Annotated in this window: 17 protein-coding genes and 1 pseudogene; 12 read left to right on the forward strand and 6 right to left on the reverse strand. The window is 71.4% G+C overall.

Going from position 1 to position 17694, the window contains the following annotated elements:
* Positions 1-9: 9 nt before the first annotated feature.
* Positions 10-2163, forward strand: coding sequence for an MMPL family transporter (locus tag AB0H57_RS19855; RefSeq protein WP_357508438.1), 2154 nt, complete (start codon positions 10-12; stop codon positions 2161-2163).
* Between the two features lies 1 nt (position 2164).
* Here AB0H57_RS19855 and AB0H57_RS19860 read toward each other — a convergent pair whose 3' ends face one another.
* The gene (locus AB0H57_RS19860; RefSeq protein ID WP_357508440.1) at positions 2165-2827 is read right to left on the reverse strand and encodes a response regulator transcription factor; all 663 of its coding nucleotides are present in this window, start codon (positions 2825-2827) and stop codon (positions 2165-2167) included.
* Between the two features lie 120 nt (positions 2828-2947).
* Positions 2948-4087, reverse strand: a complete 1140-nt coding sequence (locus AB0H57_RS19865; RefSeq protein WP_357508442.1) for a sensor histidine kinase — start codon at positions 4085-4087, stop codon at positions 2948-2950.
* Positions 4088-4268: 181 nt separating this feature from the next.
* On the opposite strand from AB0H57_RS19865, the gene AB0H57_RS19870 reads away from it, so the two are divergent.
* From AB0H57_RS19870 to AB0H57_RS19880, 3 genes are read left to right on the forward strand one after another with little or no spacing between them, the layout of a single operon-like run.
* Positions 4269-4778 (forward strand): DUF1772 domain-containing protein, encoded by a 510-nt coding sequence (locus AB0H57_RS19870; RefSeq protein WP_357508444.1) that lies wholly within the window; start codon positions 4269-4271, stop codon positions 4776-4778.
* A 35-nt stretch (positions 4779-4813) separates the two neighbouring features.
* Complete coding sequence (locus AB0H57_RS19875) at positions 4814-5218, forward strand: hypothetical protein (RefSeq protein WP_357508446.1); 405 nt, start codon at positions 4814-4816, stop codon at positions 5216-5218.
* 32 nt (positions 5219-5250) lie between these two features.
* Positions 5251-5451, forward strand: a complete 201-nt coding sequence (locus AB0H57_RS19880; protein WP_357508448.1) for a hypothetical protein — start codon at positions 5251-5253, stop codon at positions 5449-5451.
* A 16-nt stretch (positions 5452-5467) separates the two neighbouring features.
* Here the strand turns inward: AB0H57_RS19880 and AB0H57_RS19885 are convergent, their stop codons facing one another.
* From AB0H57_RS19885 to AB0H57_RS19895, 3 genes are all read right to left on the reverse strand, one after another.
* Complete coding sequence (locus AB0H57_RS19885) at positions 5468-5821, reverse strand: nitroreductase/quinone reductase family protein (RefSeq protein WP_357508450.1); 354 nt, start codon at positions 5819-5821, stop codon at positions 5468-5470.
* A gap of 136 nt (positions 5822-5957) precedes the next feature.
* The gene (locus tag AB0H57_RS19890; protein WP_357508452.1) at positions 5958-6638 is read right to left on the reverse strand and encodes a TrkA family potassium uptake protein; all 681 of its coding nucleotides are present in this window, start codon (positions 6636-6638) and stop codon (positions 5958-5960) included.
* Positions 6631-7998, reverse strand: a complete 1368-nt coding sequence (locus tag AB0H57_RS19895; RefSeq protein ID WP_357508454.1) for a TrkH family potassium uptake protein — start codon at positions 7996-7998, stop codon at positions 6631-6633. Before AB0H57_RS19895 ends, AB0H57_RS19890 begins: the two co-directional genes overlap by 8 nt.
* A gap of 288 nt (positions 7999-8286) precedes the next feature.
* Here AB0H57_RS19895 and AB0H57_RS19900 point away from each other — a divergent pair.
* The 7 genes and pseudogenes from AB0H57_RS19900 to AB0H57_RS19930 all read left to right on the forward strand — a co-directional run.
* Positions 8287-8472, forward strand: a pseudogene (locus AB0H57_RS19900) (helix-turn-helix domain-containing protein); the annotation flags it as partial.
* A 30-nt stretch (positions 8473-8502) separates the two neighbouring features.
* The gene (locus AB0H57_RS19905; RefSeq protein WP_357508534.1) at positions 8503-8976 is read left to right on the forward strand and encodes a hypothetical protein; all 474 of its coding nucleotides are present in this window, start codon (positions 8503-8505) and stop codon (positions 8974-8976) included.
* A 101-nt stretch (positions 8977-9077) separates the two neighbouring features.
* Positions 9078-9992, forward strand: a complete 915-nt coding sequence (locus AB0H57_RS19910) for an ABC transporter ATP-binding protein (protein WP_357508456.1) — start codon at positions 9078-9080, stop codon at positions 9990-9992.
* Complete coding sequence (locus AB0H57_RS19915; RefSeq protein ID WP_357508458.1) at positions 9992-11650, forward strand: ABC transporter permease; 1659 nt, start codon at positions 9992-9994, stop codon at positions 11648-11650. The genes AB0H57_RS19910 and AB0H57_RS19915 overlap by 1 nt, the downstream gene beginning before the upstream one ends.
* A gap of 227 nt (positions 11651-11877) precedes the next feature.
* Positions 11878-12834 carry a hypothetical protein gene (locus tag AB0H57_RS19920; protein ID WP_357508460.1) on the forward strand — a complete coding sequence of 319 codons (957 nt, stop codon included), beginning with the start codon at positions 11878-11880 and terminating at the stop codon, positions 12832-12834.
* An 818-nt stretch (positions 12835-13652) separates the two neighbouring features.
* Positions 13653-14474 carry a DUF2637 domain-containing protein gene (locus tag AB0H57_RS19925; protein ID WP_357508462.1) on the forward strand — a complete coding sequence of 274 codons (822 nt, stop codon included), beginning with the start codon at positions 13653-13655 and terminating at the stop codon, positions 14472-14474.
* A 447-nt stretch (positions 14475-14921) separates the two neighbouring features.
* Complete coding sequence (locus tag AB0H57_RS19930) at positions 14922-15848, forward strand: replication-relaxation family protein (RefSeq protein ID WP_357508464.1); 927 nt, start codon at positions 14922-14924, stop codon at positions 15846-15848.
* Positions 15849-15956: 108 nt separating this feature from the next.
* On the opposite strand, the gene AB0H57_RS19935 is transcribed toward AB0H57_RS19930, so the two are convergent.
* Positions 15957-16310 (reverse strand): nitroreductase/quinone reductase family protein, encoded by a 354-nt coding sequence (locus AB0H57_RS19935; protein ID WP_357508465.1) that lies wholly within the window; start codon positions 16308-16310, stop codon positions 15957-15959.
* Between the two features lie 249 nt (positions 16311-16559).
* On the opposite strand from AB0H57_RS19935, the gene AB0H57_RS19940 reads away from it, so the two are divergent.
* Positions 16560-17117 carry a CYTH domain-containing protein gene (locus AB0H57_RS19940; protein ID WP_357508467.1) on the forward strand — a complete coding sequence of 186 codons (558 nt, stop codon included), beginning with the start codon at positions 16560-16562 and terminating at the stop codon, positions 17115-17117.
* The last annotated feature ends 577 nt before the right edge of the window (positions 17118-17694 follow it).

Consider the following 17694-nt stretch of genomic DNA (forward strand, 5'->3'; position numbering starts at 1 on the left):
GGGGAAACGATGTTCGAGCGGCTGGGCAGGTTCGTCGTGCGCAGGGCGTGGTGGGTGATCGGCGGTTGGCTGCTCGCCGCCGTCGCGATCATCGTCGCCACCCCGTCGCTGAGCGACATCACCTCCGCCGACCAGGAGAGCTTCCTGCCGCACAGCTATGAGTCGGTGCAGGCCACCGAGCTGGGCAAGAAGGCGTTCCCGCAGCAGGTCGCCGCCACCGCGGCCATCGTGGTCAAACGCGCCGACGGGCAGCCGCTCACCCCGGCCGACGAGGCGAAGGTGGGCCAGCTCGCGCAGACGTTGCAGGGCAAGAACATCGCGCACACCTCCGGCTACCTGACCGGCCCGCAGGCCGTCGCGCCGGACAAGTCGGTGCAGCTGGTGAATGTCGGGCTGGTCGCGACCGCCCCGGACGACCCGGCGCTGCTCGACGCCGTACGCGAGCTGCGGGCGGCGATCGGCCCGGCGCTGGCCGGCAGTGGGCTGGCCGCCGGCGTGGGTGGCGACGTGGCCAGCTTCGTCGACAACGAGGACACCTTCACCGACGCCTTCGCCATCGTCGGCGTCGCCACGTTCGTCCTCATCATCGGACTGATTCTGATCATCTTCCGCAGCCCGATCGCCGCGTTGCTGCCCATCGCGGTGATCAGCGTTGTGCTGTCCGTCACCACCGGGCTGGTCGCCGCCGCCGGCAAGGCGTTCGACCTCAACGTCAGTCAGGACCTGCAGACGATCCTGCTGATCGTGCTCTTCGGCATCGGTACCGACTACATCCTGTTCCTGCTGTTCCGCTACCGGGAGCGGCTGCGGGCCGGCGACGACAAGCGCACCGCGATGATCGTCTCCGTGCAGCGGGTCGGCGAGGTCATCACCTCCGCCGCCGCCGCGGTCATCGTCGCCTTCCTGGTGCTGCTGCTCGCCTCGCTGGGCTTCTTCGGCTCCCTCGGCCCGGCGCTGGCCATCGCCGTCGCCGTCATGCTGATCACCTCGCTCACCCTCATCCCGGCGGTGGTCTCCCTGCTCGGCCGGTACGTCTTCTGGCCGTCGAAGGCGTGGCAGCGTACGCCGAAGGGCACCATGTCCCGGCGACTCGGCACCGTCATCGGCCGGCGGCCCGCGCTCGTCGCGTTGGGCTCCGGTGCCCTGCTGGTCGCGCTCGCCGCCGGCGTGCTCGGGTACAAGGCCGACTACGACTTCAGCTCCGGCTTCCCGCAGGACACCGAGTCGGCGAAGGCCGCCGCCGACCTGCAACGCGGCTTCGCCGCCGGTGCGCTCGCCCCCACCGAGGTCTACCTGACCACCGGCAACGGCAGCCCGCTGACCGATCAGCAGGTCAACGACTTCGCGGCGGCCGCCGCCGGCGCCCCCGGCGTGGGCCGGGTGCAACCGGCCGAGCGGGGCAGCGACCCCAGCGTCGCCCGGATCAACCTGCTGCTCAACGAGAACCCGGTCTCCAACGAGGCGATCACCCTGGTCCGCGGCGACCTGCGCGACGCCCTGCACGCCGCCGCACCGGACGGCACCCGGGCGCTGGTCGGCGGCACCACCGCGATCTTCGCCGACATCAACTCGGCCAACAACCGGGACCTGTCGGTCATCCTGCCCGTCGCGGCCGGCCTGATCGCGCTCATCCTGGCCCTGCTGCTGCGCAGCCTGGTCGCCCCGATCTACCTCGTCGTCGCGGTGCTGCTCAACTTCGCCGCGACGCTGGGCGCGACCGTCTACCTCTTCCAGGGGTTGCAGGACAAGCCGGGGGTGACCTTCCAGCTGCCGATCATCCTCTACCTGTTCGTGGTGGCGATCGGCACCGACTACAACATCCTGATGATCGCCCGGCTGCGGGAGGAGGCCCGGGAGGGCAACGAACCGCACGAGGCCGCCGCGATCGGGGTGGAGCACGCCGGGCCGACCGTCGCCGCGGCGGGGCTGATCCTGGCCGGGACGTTCGCGGTGCTGATGCTCGCGCCGATCTCGTTCCTCCAGCAGATGGGGTTCGCGGTGGCGATCGGGATCGTGCTGTCGGCGTTCGTCATGTCGATGTTCTTCGTGCCGGCGTTGACGGCGCTGATCGGGCACGCGGCGTGGTGGCCGGGGCACGGGGACCGGCGGCGCAATGGCGGACGGCACGCCGAGCCGGAACCGGAGGCCGTGGCGCAGGCGTAGGTCAGCCGTCGCCGGGGCGGACCAGCCCACTCTCGTAGGCGATCACCACGAGTTGGGCGCGGTCGCGGGCTCGCAGCTTCTGCAGCAGCCGGCTCACGTAGGTGCGGGCGGTGTCCGGGCTGAGGAACAGCGCCGCCCCGATCTCCGCGTTGGACCGGCCGGCGCCGACCTGGGCGAGCACCTCCCGCTCCCGGGTGGTGAGCCCGGCCAGCCGGGCCGGGTCCGCCGCCGGTGAGCGGGCCGCCGCGGCGAGGACCCGCCGGGTGACGGCCGGCGACAGCAGGCCCTCCCCGGCGGCCACCACCCGTACGGCGTCGCGCAGCGCGTCGGGCGGGGTGTCCTTGAGCAGGAAGCCGGCCGCCCCGGCGCGGATCGCCTCGAACAGGTACTCGTCGTCGTCGAACGTTGTCAACATCACCACGTGCACGCCGGCCAGCTGCGGGTCGGCGAGGATCCGGCGGGTCGCCTCGATGCCGTCCCCGCCGGGCATCCGCACGTCCATCAGCACCACGTCGGGGCGTTCCGCCCGGACCAGCCGTACCGCGCTCTCGCCGTCCCCGGCCTCACCGACCACGCTGAGGTCCGGGGCGCGGTCGAGCAGCGCGCGCAGGCCGGTGCGCACCAGATGCTGGTCGTCGACGAGGACGACCCGGACGGCATTCACGCGGTGCCCTCCTTCGTTCGCGGCTGCGGGGCTCGCAACCCCGGCTCGCTCCTCGCGTTCACGCGGTGCCTCCCTTCGTTCGCGGCTGCGGGGCTCGCAACCCCGGCTCACTCCTCGCGTTCACGCGGCGGCCCGCATCAGCGGCAGCCGGACGTACACCCGGAAGCCGGCGGTCCCGGTCGGGCCGGCCTGGACGGTGCCGCCGAGCAGCGCGACCCGCTCCGACATGCCCCGCAGCCCCTGGCCGGGGCCGCCCGGCGACGAGCCGCGACCGTCGTCGACGACCTCCAGCGACAGCCGGTCCGGCGCCGCCCGGACGGTGACCGCGACGCGGGTGGCGTCGGCGTGCCGCAGCACGTTGGTAAGCGCCTCCTGCGCCACCCGGTAGACGGTGCTGCCCACCACCGCGGGCAGCGCGTCGACCGCGCCGTCCACCCGCAGCTCGACCGCCAGCCCACCCTGGCGTACGCCGTCGACCAGCGCCGCCAGCTGGGCCAGGCCGGGCGTCGGCTCGCGTGGGCCGGGCTCGCGGCGCAGCGTGCCCAGTGTCGCGCGCAGCTCGGCCATGGCGGTGCCGCTGACCGACCGGATCGCGTCCAGCGCGGTCTCCACCTGCGCCGGCTCGTCGTCGGCGAGGGCCTCCTTCGCCACCGCCGACTGGAGCGTGATCACCGACATGGTGTGGCCCAGCGTGTCGTGCATCTCCCGGGCGATGCGCAGCCGCTCAGCCTCGACCTGGTGGGCCGCCTCCCGGCGCTGATCGTCGGCGGCCGTCACCGCCTGGCGGACCAGCGCCGCCCGCAGCGAGCGCCGGTTGCGGACGGCGTCGCCGAGCGCGATGACGGCGAGCATCAACGCCGCCTCCGACCCCAGCTCCACCCCGACGACCACGGAGACGGCGTCGCCCTCGACCAGCCGGGCCGCCACGGACACGGCGAGCAGGCTCCCGCCGACCACCGCGGCCGGCACCACCCGGCCCCGCTCCGCGACCCGGTAGAGCACGGCGGCGGCCGGGGCGGCCAGCCCCACCGGCGGCAGGTCCAGCACGTAGTAGCCGAGGATGCCCGCCGCCGTCGCCAGCAGCGCCGGCACCGGCCACCGCCGCGCACACAGCAGCAGCCCGCCCAGCCCCATCCCGAAACCGCAGGCCAGCGCCGCGCGGGGCAGCGCCGCGCCGTCGGTGGCCACGGCCGCCGCGACCAGGCAGAAGGTGGCCGCCGCGAGCAGCAGGTCGGTCCGGGTGGGTGAGATGGGCTGCATCCGGCCAGCGTAGAACCGGCGGGACCGCCGCCGCTGTCGTCCGTGGGCGTCAGGGTTCACCCCCGGGCGTACGTCGAGAAGCGACCCCCGCTCGCGCGGCTGCGCGGCAGACGGCCGACCGGGGCGGACCTAGCGTCGTTGGTGTCCTCTTCGCACCGTCTTCCGAAGGAGAAACCCCTCGATGTCCCGCGCCAAGCTGACGTGGACCGCCCTGATCGTGCTGACCTGGACGGCGATGATGTCGTTCGGCGGGGTCGCCGCCGAGACCGTCATGCTCTACCCGAACATCTTCGGTGACCCGCCCGCCTCGCTGGACCGGGCCCGGGAGTTCCTGGCCACCAGCGGCCCCAGCGACTACTTCCCGCCGCTGGGCGCCACGGTGGTGCTGGCCAGCGTCGCCGCGACGCTGCTCACCTGGCGCGACCGCCGGCTGCGCTGGACCGTCGCCGCCGGGGCAGCCGTCTTCATCGCCTGCGAGTTCCTCTTCTCCGTGGTGTTCTTCTGGCCGCGCAACGAGATCATGTTCGTGGACCCGCCCGGTACGCACTCGGTGGAGTACCTGCGGCAGGTGGCGGACGAGTTCGTCGCCGGGCACTGGGTGCGGCTGGCCGGCGGGGCGGTCACGGCGGCGCTGGCGTTCACCGCGCTGCTGCGGTTCGCCCGGCAGAACCCGGTGGAGGTGTCGCGATGAGCGGGGCTCGGCGTTCTCTCGGGTTTTCCTGGCCGGTGCTGATCGGGCTCGCGGCGCTGGCCGCGCCCCGGGTGGTGCTGCACGACCTGCGCCTGGTCGAGAGCCCTGTGCTCGCGGGGCTGCTGGTGGTGGTGCCGGCGGCGTGCTGGATCGGGGCGGTGCTGTGGCGCCGTCCGCCGCACCCGTTCGTGACGGTGCTGGTGATCGGGGCGATCTACGGGGTGTTTCTCGCGGTTGGTCATCAGGTGTTGTGGGATCGGGCGTTCGACGGGGCCACTCCGTCGCTGGATGTGGTGGATACGTGGGCGCAGGGGCCGATCCTGCGGGTGGCGGCGTTCGTGTCGAGCCTGTTCACCGGGGTGGTGGTGGGGGTCGTTACCGGGGCGGTGGCGGCGTTGCTGTGTCGGGTGGTGCCGCCGTCCGGCAGAGCCGGCTCTTGATCAACTGGGTCGGCGTGCGGTATCAAACACGGGTGACGACACCGCAGTGCCCCCAGCCTGGCCAGCACTACCACACCGAGGTCAACAAGGGTTCCATCCGGATGCAGACCTGGCAGCGCCACCTCAACGACATGTACGCCAGCGGCTACAAGCTGGCGCATGTCTTCGAGCAGGACGGCAACACCGTCCAGGTGTACGAGCACCACTGGCACCCGGACGGCTACCGCGCCTGAAGCCGGCCGGGACCGGCTAGGTCAGCGAGACCTGGACCGCGACGTCGTGCTTCGGGTAGTGCGCGTCGAACTGGTCCGAGCCGTACTTCTCGCGGAACATCCGCACGATGTGGTTGACCCGCTTCGCGTCGGTGATCGGGGTGGCGGTGCTGCTCACCGCCGTCCCGTTGGCGCTCAACTGCACCATCGGCGTCTGGCGTACGTTCTTGTACCACTGGCTGTCCGAGCCGGTGATCGGGACCAGGAAGGCGCTCTCCTCCTCCTGGACGAACCAGACGGGGCGGCTGATCTGCCGGCCGGTCCTGCGGCCGGTCACGGTCAGCTCGACCTCGCTGGCGTCGCTGAGGGCTTCTCTGACGGCCTTGGTCACGGCGACCTCCGTCGCAACGTCTCGACATGCTCTCCACTGACAGGCTAGGGACGTTTGCAGGCGGCCGGAGCGTGTTCCGCAGAACACCGCAGGCCCCGATCTCCAGACCTCAGCAGCGCCGCACGTCGGGTCGTCGCTATTCGGTGGCGGCGAAGCGTTCGACGTTGTCGATGGGGCCGACGACGAGGATGAGGTCGCCGTAGCTGAGGACGGTGTCGGGGGTGGCGTGGGTGAAGCCCGGCTTGTGTCCACCGATGCCCGCCTGCGGCTTGACGGCCACCACGGTCACCCCCCATCTGCTGCGCAGCCGTGACTCCCGTAGCGGAATTCCGACGACGTCGCGCGGGGGTGTGGTTTTGATGACGGCGAAGTCCGCGTCCACTTCGACGTAGTCGAGGATGCGGCCGGTGAGCAGGTGTGCGGTGCGTTCGCCCATGTCGTGCTCGGGCGCGATGACGTGGTGGGCGCCGACGCGGGTGAGGATGTTGCGGTGTTGCCCGCTGACGGCCTTGGCCCAGATGTCGGGGATGTCGAGTTCGGACAGCAGGGAGGTGGTGAGGATGCTGGCCTGGATGTCACTGCCGATGGCCACGACGGCCCGGTTGAAGTCCCGGACGCCGAGTTGGCGTAGCGCCTCGATGTCCGTTGCGTCTGCCGTGAGCACGTGGGGGATCTGCCCGACCAGGCTCTGGATGACCTTTGGGCGGTGGTCGATGGCGAGGACTTCGGTGCCTCGTTTGACCAGTTCCAGGGCCAGCGCGGTGCCGAAGCGGCCCAGACCGATCACGACCACCGGTTCGCTGCGGATGTCAGCCAACGATCGTCCTCTCCTCGGGAAGCTCGAAACGCCGATTGCGGTCCCGCAGGGCCAACGCCGAGGCCAGGGTGAGGGGACCGATCCGGCCAGCGAACATCAACACCACGAGCAGCAGGTCAGCCTGCGGTGGCAGGTTACCGGTGATGCCGGTGGACAGGCCGACAGTGCCGAAGGCGGACACCACCTCGAACAGCACCGCGTCGAGCCGATGTGGGGTGGTGGCCAGCAGGATGAAGGTGGCGACGACCACGGCGCCGGCGCTGAGCAGTACGACGGCGAGGGCCTGACGCTGGTTGCTGGCGGGGATGCGGCGGTGGCCGACGTTGGCGTGGGTCTCGCCGCGCATTTCCGACCACAGGACGAAGGCGAGTAGTCCGAAGGTGGTGACCTTGATACCGCCGGCGGTGCCAGCGCTGCCTCCGCCGATGAACATGAGCACGTCGCTGGCGAGCAGGCTCTCCGGACGCATCGCGCCGATGTCGACGCTGTTGAAGCCGGCGGTGCGGGTCATCGCCGAGGCGAAGAATCCGGCCAGCAGCTTCTGCGGCCCGTCCAGTGGACCGAAGGTGGCCGGATTCGAGTATTCGGCGATGGTGAACATGACGGTGCCGGCGGCCAGCAGGGCGGCGGTGAGCGCGACGGTGATCCGGGTCGTCACCGACCAGAGCGCCGGCCGCCGCCAGCTGCGGGTGAGTTCGAACACGACCGGGAAGCCCAGGCCGCCGAGGATGACCGCAGCCGAGACGGTGAGTGTGATCCACGGGTCGGCCACGTATCCCGTCAGGCTGTCGGACCGGGTGGAGAAGCCGGCGTTGTTGAACGCGGAGATCGCGTGGAAAACACCGTCGTACAGCGCGGATCCGATCGGCTGCCGGTAGGTGGTGGCGAACCGGATGGTGAGCAGTACGGCGGCCACGACCTCGCTGAGCAGACTGAACACCACGATGCGGCGTACGACGCCGCGCACGTCGCTGAGGCTCAGGCTTTTGGTTTCGGCCTGGGCGAGGAAGCGGGCCCGTAACCCGAGCCGACGTGACAACAGAACGGTGAACAGGGTGGCCAGCGTCATGATCCCCAGGCCGCCGACCTGGATGAGTAGCAGGATGGCGGCCTGCCCGAACCCGGACCAGTAGCTGCCGGTGTCGACGGTGATCAAACCGGTGACGCAGACCGCGGAGGTGGCGGTGAACAGGGCGTCCACCAGCTCCGCGCGCTCACCGGACCGGGTCGCCGCCGGGAGGGAGAGCAGGCCGGTACCGACCACTACGGCTGCGGCGAACCCGGCGGTGATGACCTGTGCCGGATGCCGGAAGCGATCGCCGCGCCGCTGCCACGCCGGCCGGCGGGTCAGTAACCACACGGTTCGCCACCATACGGAGGTGAGGGATGCCCCTGGCGGTAGCCAGGGCCAGCAGGCAGAGGAGTAGGCGGCGCGACGGTCTGGGAGCTGAGCCCGCGCCGGCGGTGGGCGGTTGACACGGTGCGGATCCTGCCACGTCTGCATGCGGTAACGCCGCTAGAACTGCGGCGGATATGGCCATCGACACATGCCTTCAGAGCGGTGCGACCGTGGGTGGCGGGGCGGGGGCGGGCAGGGCCAGCCGGAAGGGTGTTGCGAACTGATTGAACGAGTGTTTAATCTGGTGTCATGGCGTCGGGAGACGTGGTGTCAGGGGATCGCGATGGCGAGTTCGCCACCGCGAGCCGGATCCGTGATGCCGCCATCGCCCGGTTCGCCCGCGACGGTTTCCGGGTCGGGTTGCGGGCCATCGCCGCCGATGCCGGTGTGACGGCCGGTCTGATCGTTCACCACTTCGGCTCGAAGGACGCGTTGCGTCGCGCCTGCGACGAGCAGGTGCTCACGGTGCTGCGGGAGGAGAAGGCGAAGGCGCTGACCGACGGCAGCGGCGCAACTCTGCTGGCGCAGATGGCCGGGGTCGAGCGGTACGCCCCGATGGTGCAGTACCTGCTGCGCAGCCTGCAGGCCGGCGGAGCGCTGGCGACCACGCTGATCGAGCACCTGATCGCTGACGCCGAGGAGTACCTGGCCGCGGGTGAGGTGGCCGGGGTGGTCCGCCCCAGCCGGGACCGGGCCGCTCGTACGCGGTACCTGGCCTACCAGGCGACGGGCAGCATGGTGCTGTGGTTCACCCTGCACGGGGCCCAGGCCACTGCGGAGGAGTTCCCGGCCCTCTTCCGCCGCTACATGGACGATCTCGCGCTACCGGCGCTGGAGTTGTTCACCGAAGGGCTGCTCGTCGACCGGTCAATGCTCGACGAGTACCTCATGTACGTCCCGGATCCGCCGGATCGCGACGCGGACAACACCGCGCGCTAGCCACCACGCCCCGGCGTGGCCTTCCTCCTCCTTCCGGTTCCGCGATCCACGACATTGGAGCCCAGGCTGCCCTGGGCCCTCCTCGAATGAGGTCTGTGACCATGACTCCTGCCATCGACATCCACCACCTTGGCAAGTCCTTCGGCCGGGTGAAAGCCCTCGACGGGCTGGACCTGCGGGTCGACGCCGGCACCGTGCACGGCTTCCTCGGCCCCAACGGCGCCGGCAAGTCCACCACCATCCGGATTCTGCTCGGGTTGCTGCGCGCCGACGCCGGCCAGGTTCGGCTGCTCGGCGGTGACCCGTGGGCGGACGCGGTCACCCTGCACCGCCGGCTCGCCTACGTGCCCGGCGACGTGGAACTGTGGCCCAACCTCACCGGTGGCGAGGCGATCGACCTGTTCGCCCGGCTGCGCGGCGGCACCGACCCGGTCCGCCGCGACGACCTGTGCCAACGCTTCGACCTCGACCCGAGCAAGAAGGGCCGCACCTACTCCAAAGGCAACCGGCAGAAGGTGGCCCTGATCGCGGCGCTGGCCAGCGACGTCGAGCTGCTCCTGCTCGACGAGCCCACCGCCGGGCTGGACCCGCTGATGGAGGCGGTGTTCCAGGAGTGCATCCGCGAGGCGAAGGACGCCGGCCGGACCGTGCTGCTGTCCAGCCACATCCTCGCCCAGGTCGAGGTCCTCGCCGACCAGATCTCGATCATCCGCCAGGGCGCGATCGTCGAGACCGGCTCGCTGACCGACCTGCGGCACCTGACCCGGACCTCGGTCGACGCGATCACGGACCGGCCGGCCGATTCCCTCACCGATCTGCCCGGGGTGCACGGCCTCCGGTCCGAGGACGGCCACGTCCGCTTCGAGGTCGACGGCGACCACCTCGCCACCGTGGTACGCCGACTCGGTGAACTCGATGTGCAAGGGCTGACCGTCCGGCCGCCGACGCTGGAGCAGTTGCTGCTGCGCCACTACGGCGACCAGTTCGTCCCCAGTGGTGCGACGGAGGTGGCGTGATGGCCACCACGACGGTTCGCCGCCCGGCGGCGGCAGCACTGTCCCCCGCGAGCGCCGTCGCCGGGACCGGCACGCTCCTGCGGTTCATGCTGCGCCGCGACCGGATCCGCTTCCCCGCCTGGACCCTCGGGCTGGCGCTGCTGATGACGTACTTCGCCACCGCGTTGGACACGATCGTCAAGAGCCCGGAGGACCTGGAGGGGCTGACCGCATTCTCCGGCAGCCCGGCCGGCGCGCTGTTCGGCGGGCCCGGTTTCGGCTTCGACCAGCTGACCATCGAACGGTTCCTCGCCGGCCAGTACGGCCTCTACGTCGCCATCGGCGCGGGCCTGATGGGCCTGCTCACCGTGGTGCGGCACACCCGCGCCGAGGAACGCTCCGGACGGGCCGAGCTGATCCGGGCCAACGTGGTCGGCCGACACGCCCAGCTCACCGCCACGCTGGTCCTCACCGCCGCCATGGCGGTGCTGGTCGGGCTGCTGGTCGCCGCGACGATGGCCAGCCGCGGATTCGATGCGGGCGGGTCGCTGCTGTTCGGCGCGTCCATCGGCGCGACGGGGCTGGCCTTTGCCGGCGCAGCGGCGGCCACCGTCCAACTGTCCGAGTACCCGCGGGCGGCCTCCGGCCTGGCCGGCGCCGCACTCGGCGCCGCGTTCGTCCTGCGCGGGCTGGGTGACATGGCAGCGGTGCAGGGCAGCGGACCGTCCTGGTTGTCCTGGCTGTCGCCGATCGGCTGGTCCCAGCAGACCGCGCCGTACGTCCACAACCGCTGGTGGCCCCTGGCGATATCGCTGGGATTCGCCGTGGCGGTCGGTGCAGTGGGGTACGCGCTGTCGACACGCCGGGACTTCGGTGCCGGCCTGGTACGGCCCCGCCCAGGCTCGCCCCGGGCCGCCGGCTGGCTGGCCAGCCCGCTCGCGCTCGCGTTGCGGCTGCACCGGGCCAGCCTGATCGGCTGGAGTGCGGCACTGCTCGTGGCCGGGCTCGCGTACGGCTCGTTCACGCAGCCGCTGCTCGACGGTTTCGCCGACGCGCCCGAGGATCTGGTGGCCGTCATGGGAGGGTCGGAGAACCTGCTGGACGGCTACCTCGGCACGATGGGCCTGACCATGGCGCTCGTGGTCGGTGTCTACGCGGTGCTCGCCGTACAGTCGGTGCGCGCCGAGGAGACCGACGGGCGGGCCGAGCCGGTCCTCGCCACCGCGGTGAGTCGGACGGTCTGGCTCGCCAGCCACGTCGCCGTCGCGGCGGTCGGCGCGCTCTGGCTGCTGCTGGTCGCCGGCCTCGGCATGGGAGCAGGCGCGGCGATCAGCACCGGCGACGCCGGGCTCATCGGCGAACTACTGCTCGGCCACCTCGCCCATGCCCCGGCGGTCTGGCTCGTCCTCACCGCCGCGGCCTTGCTCTACGCGGCGGCACCGAGGGCACTGCCGGTGATCTGGGTGCTGCTCGGCTGGGGGCTGATCGCCGGCTATTTCGCCCCGATCCTCGACATCCCCGACGCCGCACTCAGGCTGTCACCGTTCGCGCACATCGGCGAGTACCCCTTGGAGGACATCAGCCTGGTCGCGGTCGCCGTGCTGACGGTGCTCTCGGCAGCGGTGTTCCAGGCGGCGGTGGCCGTGTTCCGCCGACGCGACCTGACCGGTCGGGCCTGAGCGCCGGGGATCTGCCCGGTGCTACGCGTCGGAGCACCGGGCAGGTCCGCCATCGGCACCAGGAGTTCGGCGGGTTCGTGGGCGCAGGGCCCGGTCCGGCGGGTGGCCGCCTGCGCCGGCAGGTGCTCGTTCCGCACGGGTGTGCTGCGCTTCCTCCACAAGGCCGGGCGCGTTGCCGGGAACCGATTGCGGATCGCGGCACGTCACAGTCGGTGGAGGTGCCCGGGATGACGGTACGACGGTGGCTGCTCGCAATGACCGCCCTGACGCTGCTTGCCGGGTGCGCTCGTCACGATCCGCCCCCGGCACCGGCCGTCGACCTGGCCGTCCCCGACCCCGCCGCGGCAGACCCCGGCGGCGGAGACCCTGAGGCGCAGCAGCTGCGGCAGCAGGCCCGCGCAGCCCTCGACCGCTACGAGCAGGCCGTCCGGCGGGCCGGCAACAGCCGGCGGTTCGTGCCGGTCGGCGCGCTGTACGACCAGATCGGCGACTGGGAGGCCGACAACGGCCAGTACAAGGCCGCCTTCCTGTCCGGGCTGGTCGAGCCCGCCGCCGCCCTGCCGCCGCTGCCCCGTTCGAGGGGCCTGGTGCGGTGGGCCGACGGGGAACGGCTGGCGGTGCCACTGGCCGGGGCCGAGGCAACGCTGGCCGGCTTCCGGACCGGTCACGGCGCTGACTGCGGTGGCTGCCCGGTGCTGCGGGTCACCGGGGCGCGGTTGACGACCCTGCGGGTCGACACCACTCGCGGCCCGGCCACCGCGCCCGCCTGGGAGTACACCCTCGACGGCACGTCGGTACGCGTCGTCCGGCTGGCCGTGGACGCGTCGGCTCAGGTGCGGGTCGAACCGCCGTCGTGGGACCCGAACGCGCCGACCGCGTTGGGGATCGACGCGGCCGTCACCAGCCGGGGAAGTCTGCGGCTGAGCGTGTCGTTCACCGGTGCGCCGGAGACGGGGGACAAGCCGTGCGGGAAGGACTACACCGCCGAGGCGGTGGAGTCGGAGACGGCGGTGGTGGTGATCGTCTACTCGCATCCGTACCCGTCGCCGCTGCCCGAGGGGCACGGATGTTTGGCGATCGGCGCGCAGCGGAGCGCGGAGGCGGAGCTGGTGCGGGAGGTGGGGGAGCGGGCGGTGCTGGACGTCCAGCAGGGGCTGCCGGTGCGCCTCACCGTCACCCGGTGAGCCGGCCGCCCGCGAACCTCCGTCTGCCGATTCCACGAACTCCTTCCGTTGTCGGTCTTGAGCGGGAACGGATCGGTCAGCGCCCCCACTGGACTGATTCGGCAGCCGGGCCGTGCGAATTCGGTTGACTCGCCTGACGTTCCCGGGCGTACTCGATACACGTTCCCGCGCGGCGGACTGGCCGGGGTGGGCCCCCACGAGGTGAGCACGGTCGGTCCTCCTGGGGTTTCCTGCTCGTGGTCGGGCCGGTGCGGCCGGGAGCGTCAACGGATGGGAGGTCCCCCACATGCAGGATCGTCAGTCGGCGAGTTGAGCCGCTCCACCGGGGCGTCTGTCGCTGCCGGTGGTCAGAGCGTTGACCGCTTCTGCGGCTCGGCTTGTCCGTCCGCCCACGTGTCCGTCCCTTGACCGCACCCTCTGCGGGTTGAGGTGCCCCGGCTGCCCCGGCATCCGGGGTTCAGCCGGACCACGTTTCGGCCGTCACCGGCCCTGTTCACACGACGTCCGGCTCGCCGGGCGTCGACAGGGTCGCGCCTGTCCGACACGTAGTCCCGGGACGGGCGCTGGATGGACGGGCTTCGTCTCGCCGTACCGAAGAAGCGGGACCACGAACATGATCACAGCGCATACGAACCGCACGACATCGGCGGCTGCCTTCTCGGCCCGCCTGCCGACGATGCCCCCACCGGTGGCGTCATCCGGGGGCTGTGTTGACAGGTGGTCGGCCGTTGGCCACGCCTGAGCAGCGACCTTCCGCCCCGCCCGCGTCGGTGCCGTCAGGGCGGGATCGGCTGGAGAACCGAATACAGGTGCTGATCATGCTGTTGATCGGCGGTGCGGCCGGCGCAGCGTCGTTCCGTCACGTCCATGACGTCGCGGCGGCACACGGCCAACCGGGCTGGTCGGCCTGGGCCGACGCGGTCGTGCTGGAGTTGGCGTCGATCGCCGCCGGTCTGGAACTGCGCCGAAACCGGCGCCTGGGCAAGAGCGTCGCCTTTCCCGCGGCCGTCCTGACCGTGGCGGTGTTCCTGTCCCTCGCCGCCCAGGTCGTGGAGGCCGAAGCGTCGGCGATCGGCTGGATCGCCGCCGCGCTGCCGGCACTCGGCTTCCTGACGATGGTGAAGATCGCCCTCGGCCGCGCCGACGCCACCCCACCCGAGCGCACCGTCCATCCCGCGGGGTCCGAGCCAGGACCAGCCCCGATGGTGGGCGCCGCGGTCCCGGCCACCCGCAAGCCGGTCCCCGCGAAGAAGACCGCGGTCCCGGCCACCCACAGGGTGCCTGCGCGGCGGCCTGCGGTCCCGGACGGCCGCAAGCCGGTCCCTGCCCGCACCGGCGCGGTCCGGGACCGGACCACCGCGGTCCCCGACACCGGGGGCCAGGACCCGACGGTCCGGGACCGACCCGGCACCGGCAGCCCGGTCCGGGACCGTGGCCCGGACATCAGCGCGCTGGTCCCGGCCGGCCGGGCCGCCGCCCGCACCCTCGCCGAGCAAGGGCTGCCGCTGTCCCGCAAGGCCCTCTCCCAACACCTACGCGCGGACGGGCACCAGTTGTCCAACGCCACCGCCTCGGCGCTTCTGCGTCTCCTGCGCGCCGAGGCCACCCCGGCGGCTCTGACCCATCAGGAGGCGGCGTGAGAGCAGCACGGCCCGCGTCGCCTGTCAGAACCGGTTCCTGTCAGGCGCGCGCCTGTCAGGTGGCCTCCGGTCTGACAAACCCTGACCCGACCTGGCAGAACACCCCGGCCGGCCCGTCACGGCGCTACCGTCGGCGCCGGTGTCGCCTCTGCGCCTGCGTCCCGATCCTCGAAGGAGCAACGAGCATGCCGCCCCAGCTCAGCTGTCCCGACCTGTTGCGTCGGTGGTGTCACCGTCGCCCGTCACTGGTCGTCTCACACCGGCGTCGCCGGGTAGGTGTGGGTGGCCGTGTGGGGGTCGGTGTCGGTGTCCGTTGCACCGTCCGCCTTGACACCGACCCCCGAACCGACCCCCCGATGTCAATGACAGCGCAGGTCAGGGCCGGTGTGGCTGGCGGGTGCCGGCTCCCGACACACCCTGTGTGGGGTGTCTCCCCCAGGGGGCGACGTGCGTAACAGACGACTGCCCGCTGCGGACCCGCTGCTGCGGCTGCAGGCCAGCATCACCGCCCGCGACGACCGCCTCCTCGGCTGGCTCTACGACCACGGAGTCCTCACCACCGACCAGATCGCCGCCGCGCTGTTCCCGTCCCTGGACTTCGCGCAACGCCGACTGCTGCGCCTCACCGCCCTGCGGGCGGTGGACCGGTTCCGCCCCAACCGCGCCTACGGCGGCTCCTACCCGTACCACTACGTCCTGGACCAACTCGGCTACGACCACGTCCACGCCCAACGGGGACTCGGACCACCACGCCGGGACCAGGCCCGCCGCCGCAAACAAGCCCTGACCGCCCGACCAGACCTGCCGCACCTCCTCGGCGGCAACCAGCTCTGCATCGACCTCGCCGCCCACGCCCGCACCCACCCCGGCACCAGCCTGGACCGGTGGCAGCCCGCGTCCGCCTTCCACGACCTGGGCGCGTTCTACCGGGAAGGCGGCAACCTTCAGATGATCGCCCGCGGACCGGCCGGACTACCCCGCCCCGACGGAGCCGGGGTCTGGACCGAGCACGGACGGTCCGTGCCGTTCTTCCTTGAGTACGACACCGGCAGCGAACGCCTCGACATCCTCACCGACAAGATCGCCAAGTATGAGCGGCTGTATGCGCTGAGCGTCTCGGCGTGGCCGGTCCTGTTCCACCTACCATCGGCCCGCCGGGAAGCGAACCTGCACCACCGCCTCGCCGCCGCCCGCGTGGGGACCATCGTCGCCACCACCACAGCGGAACTGCGCGCCTGCACCGGTGCCAGCCCCGCCGAGCAGGTCTGGCAACTGGCCGGCCGCACCGGCCGCCACCGTCTGATCGACCTGCCCTACACCGACACCGAGTTCCCCAACCCCATAGTGCCCCGCCCAGACGGGACGGCGGCCTGACAAGCCCAGATGCGCGTCGGGCGGCGTGGGTCACATGCCGCCCGACCGGGTGCCTCAGGCCAGGGTGGCCCTCACGTGCCGGTGCCCCGGCAACGAGCGGCAACCGGGTTACGTGAGGGAGACCTGGACCGCGACGTCGTGCTTTGGGTAGTGCGCGTCGAACTGGTCCGAGCCGTACTTCTCGCGGAACATCCGCACGATGTGGTTGACCCGGTCGGCGTCGGTGATCGGGGTGGCGGTGCTGCTCACCGCCGTCCCGTTGGCGCTCAACTGCACCATCGGCGTCTGGCGTACGTTCTTGTACCACTGGCTGTCGGAGCCGGTGATCGGGACCAGGAAGGCGCTCTCCTCCTCCTGGACGAACCAGACGGGGCGACTGATCTGCCGGCCGGTCCTGCGGCCGGTCACGGTCAGCTCAACCTCGCTCGCCCCGTTGAGGGCTTCTCTGACGGCCTTGGTCACGGCGACCTCCGTCGCAACGTCTCGACATGCTCCCACCTGCGAGGCTATGCACGTCTGCCCGCGGCCGGGGCGCGGTCCGCGAAGAAGACAGGCCCCGACGCCGCTGAACCGGGTGGTGCCGGCGGGTGAACCAGGCTGACCTGGCGGTTTGCCCGGTTGGTGGCGGTGTCGGGGTGTCGCCAAGCCGGCGGCACCACGGCTGTGGTTGAGTACCCCGGGTACGCGGCGCCCCACCGCCATGGAGACGTGATGACCGACGGCATCCGGGAGATCGAGGTCAAGTACCGGGTCGCCGAGCCCGCCATCCTGATCCGGGCCCTCGCCGCCAAGGGAGTCGTCTTCTCGGCGGCGTCGCGGCAGGACGACCAGGCCTACGCGGCGAACGGCTGGAGCTACGGGCAGAGCAAACAGGGCAGAACCTTCGCCCGGCTGCGTACCCAGGACGGCCGCCATCTGTTCTGCGTGAAGACGCCACTGGACAACGAGCTGGCCTGCCAGGAACACGAAACCGAGGTGCTCGGCCGCAGCGAGATGCACGCGGCGATCCTGGCGATGGGCTTCTATCCCACGGTACGGATCGTGAAGACCCGCCGCACCGCCCGGCTCGGGGACATGGTGCTCTGCCTGGACGAGGTGGACGGGCTCGGCGCCTTCTTCGAAATCGAGGTGATGGTCGGCGGGGGCAGGCCAGCGCAGCAGGTGCAGGCGGAACTGGACCGGTTCGCCCGCTCGCTCGGCGTCGAACTGGAACGCAGCACGGAAAGCTACGACTCGCTGATCAGGTCGGCGTCGACCATCGGGGTCTGAGCCGCAGCGCTGTAGGCGTCGCTGCACACTGAGAAATCATCCGGTTCGTCGTCGGCCTTGGCAGCGTTGCCCTTCGCATTCGCAAGGGCTCCATTGCTGCGGCCAAGTCCCTCTCAAAGTCGGAGAAGGAGGGCGGGGCCGAAAGGCTAATTCGCACGGCTGCGACGTGCCGCGTCACAGCTTCAGCCCTTTCTGCGATTTGCTGAGAGTTTCCACAGCCTGTGGATAACCGGGCGGAAGCAGGCTTCCGGCCGGTACCGACCGGGCGGAAGCACACTGCAAAACGACCGGAAGCCTGCTTCCGGACCGGCCGGAAGCAGGCTTCCTACAAACCGTCCTTGAACCATAAAGAACCGTCCTTGCGCGCCGCGCCCTCCCGGGCGGCGGTGCCCGCACCGCCGGACCCTCGTCGGGGCAATTCCCGAAGCACCGGGGATCTTTCCGCTAACTGCGCCCCATCGATCTGGGTCGAGCGCCGCGCTGCTGCCCTGGTGGTCGCCGCACCGAACGGCGGATATCGCCACCGGGCATGCCGAGGAGCCTGGCTGCGTTTCAAGATCCGGTCGCGGTCTCCTCA

Source organism: Micromonospora sp. NPDC050686 (genome assembly GCF_040654475.1).
In the GTDB taxonomy this organism is placed as follows: domain Bacteria; phylum Actinomycetota; class Actinomycetes; order Mycobacteriales; family Micromonosporaceae; genus Micromonospora.